General features: G+C 48.1%; 4 protein-coding genes and 1 tRNA gene. 3 read left to right on the forward strand and 2 right to left on the reverse strand.

Translation table 11 applies throughout. The features are described from left to right. Positions 1 to 119: 119 nt before the first annotated feature. Together QUB24_RS32945 and QUB24_RS32950 are read right to left on the reverse strand one after the other, a co-directional pair. The gene (locus QUB24_RS32945; RefSeq protein ID WP_006631881.1) at positions 120 to 845 is read right to left on the reverse strand and encodes a hypothetical protein; all 726 of its coding nucleotides are present in this window, start codon (positions 843 to 845) and stop codon (positions 120 to 122) included. An 84-nt stretch (positions 846 to 929) separates the two neighbouring features. After that, positions 930 to 1,106, reverse strand: coding sequence for a hypothetical protein (locus tag QUB24_RS32950; RefSeq protein ID WP_333157763.1), 177 nt, complete (start codon positions 1,104 to 1,106; stop codon positions 930 to 932). 246 nt (positions 1,107 to 1,352) lie between these two features. On the opposite strand from QUB24_RS32950, the gene QUB24_RS32955 reads away from it, so the two are divergent. The 3 genes from QUB24_RS32955 to QUB24_RS32965 all read left to right on the forward strand — a co-directional run bounded on the left by QUB24_RS32955 (position 1,353) and on the right by QUB24_RS32965 (position 3,450). After that, positions 1,353 to 1,904 (forward strand): GNAT family N-acetyltransferase, encoded by a 552-nt coding sequence (locus QUB24_RS32955; RefSeq protein WP_242725747.1) that lies wholly within the window; start codon positions 1,353 to 1,355, stop codon positions 1,902 to 1,904. Between the two features lie 495 nt (positions 1,905 to 2,399). Then, a tRNA-Pro gene (locus QUB24_RS32960) sits at positions 2,400 to 2,473 on the forward strand. A gap of 152 nt (positions 2,474 to 2,625) precedes the next feature. Continuing rightward, complete coding sequence (locus QUB24_RS32965; protein WP_333157765.1) at positions 2,626 to 3,450, forward strand: Tic22 family protein; 825 nt, start codon at positions 2,626 to 2,628, stop codon at positions 3,448 to 3,450. Positions 3,451 to 3,581: the final 131 nt, after the last annotated feature.

A 3,581-nucleotide genomic window follows, 5' to 3' on the forward strand; every position in this document is an offset into this window, starting at 1 on the left:
TGATTTTAAACCATCCTAATCTTCCTTCAGTCTTGTCTTATGGTACTTTGGCTGCTTAAAAAATGTCCGGAGTATTGCTTATAGAAATCTAGTTATTTAGGGAGCATCGGCAGCTTGCCCTAAAATCGCTCGCCTAGCAATCTTTGTCGCACCCCCTCAGCGATTTTCTGCCCCAGATATTCGGGAATTAAACTTTCATTGGGCCCCAACAAGTAGAGAATCAGGCGAGTTCGCCCCCGCCAAACCAGCAAATTAGCATTTACTACCAACAAATCCTCTTGCCAGATGGCATACATAACTTTGTAAAAAAGTCCAGGTTGATTATCGGCTTCAATCAGCAAAGCTGGCAAGTGGAAAACCGGATCGACGTAGAATTCAGTTGCCACATCTTCTAAACCCGCGTCTAAATTAAATTCCACCGCCAACATCTCTTCAACCTCAAAATGCCCCGCCAATGCCTCTCGAACGGCTCTACAGACGTTTTCTGCTGTTTTATCTGCCAGTACCTTGCCACCGCGAGATACAACCAATTTGATAAATACCAGCATGGGCGGGTAAATTTGACCGTACAGACTCAGACTGTGAATCGTCAGCCCGTAGGCCGCGAGCACTCCAAAAATATCGCTCAATAGAAAAGACTGGTTCCGGTAAGCAAAATGCAGGGCACTTTTGTTACCTTCGGCTCGGATTTCGATGACTGCTTGCCGAGTTTTGTAAAGCTGGTAAGCTAATTTGAGGTTTTGCAACTGAATTTCGCTGCTGACAAATTGCTCATAAAACTGCGGAAACGCTCGGTTAAAGCGCTTGAGAAGTTCTAGTGTAGATGGTTTTAAACCCGAAGCCATAATTGAGGAGAAGGTGCGGGAGATATACTGGTATTGACTCTTCCATGCCTTATGGCAATGGGATTTTCGATTCGACGATTCGACTTAAATTGTGCCCGTCTCCTCACTAAAAGCAAAAGTCAAATCTGTCTGAGAACTTATCACGAGAATGTCACCGTTGCGCCATTCCAGTGGTATTTTCCACCAAGGGTATAAGTTCCGGCGCGATCGGCGGCACTCAAAAGAAGCATTTCCCAATATACCTCTGTCCTGGTTCGGCAACAAATTTTACCTTAAAAGCGGGTTGTGCGGGCACTGGCTAGCAGAACAGTTCTACCAAACTTGACAGAATCAAAAAAGCGCAGACTCAATGTTGGACGACAAATCCCTGTTTTCGGCGTAAGATGAGTGTACCGTAAACTGTTCCTCAAGAGGCTACCGGCAATTGATCCTACGCCGATTGGAGTGGGTTTATCTGTCTGGTTCTCTTTCTCGTCGTCCAACTTCTACTACCTTAACCGCGCCTGCATGGGTTTTTGGAAAAACTTATTTAGTAGTTCTGAGTCTGCCTCTGTACCCCAAACAGCGGATTTTGAGGAAGATGTGGCTGTTGGGTTAGGCGATCCGCTTTCCCCAACGTTTCGCAAGCCCGCCAGCGGCAACGCTCGCATCTTTTTCAGTTGCGATCGGGACATTGACCTCTACGAACTCGAAGAACTTTGTAATGCAGTGGGTTGGTCCCGCCGTCCCCTGCGTAAAGTCAAAAAAGCTATTGTGCACAGCTTCCTAGTCGTCTCTATGTGGGAGATGCGGGGCAGCCAGCGACGGCTGGTGGGCTTCGCCAGAGCGACTTCAGACCATGCTTTTAATGCCACGCTTTGGGATGTGGTAGTTCATCCCGACTACCAGGGCAAAGGCATGGGCAAGGCGCTGATGAAATACATCATTAAAAAACTCCGCAGTGAAGATATCAGCAACATTACCTTATTTGCTGACCCTCAAGTGGTGGATTTTTACCGCAATTTGGGCTTTATGTCCGATCCAGAGGGGATTAAAGGTATGTTTTGGTATCCTGATTAGCGAGCGAGGTGCAGGTCGGCGTTGATTTGTTGAGGATCTACAATACAATATTGACGCTGCCAACACCGAATGCACCTGTGTCCTGCAGTCTGTTACGCGCGGATGTATCTCGGCATCAGGGCCGTTATGAAGCTGTGCAAGTATTGTCAGTCGATTTGAGATTTGACACTTCGGCGAGACATTCGGGGAGTGATTCAGACGATCGGCGCTCAGTCGAGGGGTCAAGTCCCCGTCAGTCGAGTTGCCCTCAGTCGAAGGAACTATTTGAGATTTGAGATTTATTCCACAGATGAATCGGGGAGCTTGAACTAGGGTCTAAAATTGTGAGCTGCTCACGATAGGAGTCAGGGGCTGGTATCGGTTTTTGGGTGGGGTCAAACCGCACAACCTGAAAAAAAACTTCGCCTTAGCTGCATCGAGAGCTAAATATTTAATAAAGCTTGACAAGCAAGCGGTTTTGTGTGTTAATGGTTAGAGGTTAGCTAACTATAACACCGGGATGTAGCGCAGCTTGGTAGCGCGCCTGCTTTGGGAGCAGGATGTCGCAGGTTCAAATCCTGTCATCCCGATCGCACAATGTTAAATAATAGATTGAAGCAGAACTGTCTCTGATGTTTACATTTCGTCAAAATGAAAACAAATTGAGGCAGTTTTTGCCGATCGTGCTAAGTCGCCAGTCTTTGCGTTAATGTGTTTCAGGATCGCTCCTGATGGAAAAAACATGAAATCATTAGTTCGTTTGGGCGCAATATTGGGAATTGTCGGCAGCACTCTGCTGGGCCCCTCCCCAATTGGCAAGATGTCTGCACTGGCACTGCCGGAGCCGCAAATTTTGGAAAAATTGCGCTCGGTGCCGGTATTTACGATTACAGACGCTCAGGGTGCGCCCCTGATCGCTTCTGTTCCCAAGCAGGGTCAGGGTCAAACTGGTAATGCTTCCGTGGCGGGAATTTTCATCAGCCAGAAAGACGCTCAAGCTTTTGTCGATCAACTGAAAACCAGAAATCCTCAGTTGGCGGCCACGGTGCGCGTGATGCCGGTGTCGCTGGGGGAAATTTATCAGATCACTCAAGCAAATAAAGGCAAGCCGGAGGAAGTGCAATTTGCTTTCGTTCCCGCTCCGCAGCAGGTGCAGTCGGCTAAAACTGTACTTCAGCAGACTGGTCAACAAGTTAACGAGTTCAACGGTGTACCTCTGTTTTTGGCCAGAGGCGGTGCGGAAAATGGTTATTTGACGATTCAGCGGGGCCAGCAAGAGGTGATTCCCTTGTTTTTTAACAAGGAGGATTTACAGGGAATGGTCGATCGTTTTAAGCAGCAGCAACCGAACGTGACCGCCACAATTAAGATTGAGGTGGTGAACTTGGAGAGCGTTTTGGAAGCTTTGCGTACTGAGAACGACCCGTTTTTGACCCAAATGATTTTGATTCCGTCGCGGGAGTCGCTGGAATTTGTGCGATCGCTCCAACCGGCCGGTGCGGGCCAAAATCCACAGGTTGCTCCGGCTCCAGCTCCGGCTCCAGCTCCGGCTCGGCCGACTCGCTAATATTTAGTCAGTTGACAGTTGACAGTTGACTGTTAACTGTTGACAGTTGACTGTTGACCACGAATTTCAAAGGTGGTACCCGCCACGTGATTTATCCGTGGAATCAATCCCAAATCGAAAATCTAAAATCC

The organism is Microcoleus sp. B9-D4 (assembly GCF_036705105.1).
GTDB lineage: Bacteria > Cyanobacteriota > Cyanobacteriia > Cyanobacteriales > Microcoleaceae > Microcoleus.

What these genes read in the sequence shown, in the direction of transcription:
- QUB24_RS32945 (WP_006631881.1), bottom strand. Translation starts at nt 845, where the DNA reads ATGGCTTCGGGTTTAAAACCATCTACACTAGAACTTCTCAAGCGCTTT.
- QUB24_RS32965 (WP_333157765.1), top strand. Translation starts at nt 2,626, where the DNA reads ATGAAATCATTAGTTCGTTTGGGCGCAATATTGGGAATTGTCGGCAGC.
- QUB24_RS32955 (WP_242725747.1), top strand. Translation starts at nt 1,353, where the DNA reads ATGGGTTTTTGGAAAAACTTATTTAGTAGTTCTGAGTCTGCCTCTGTA.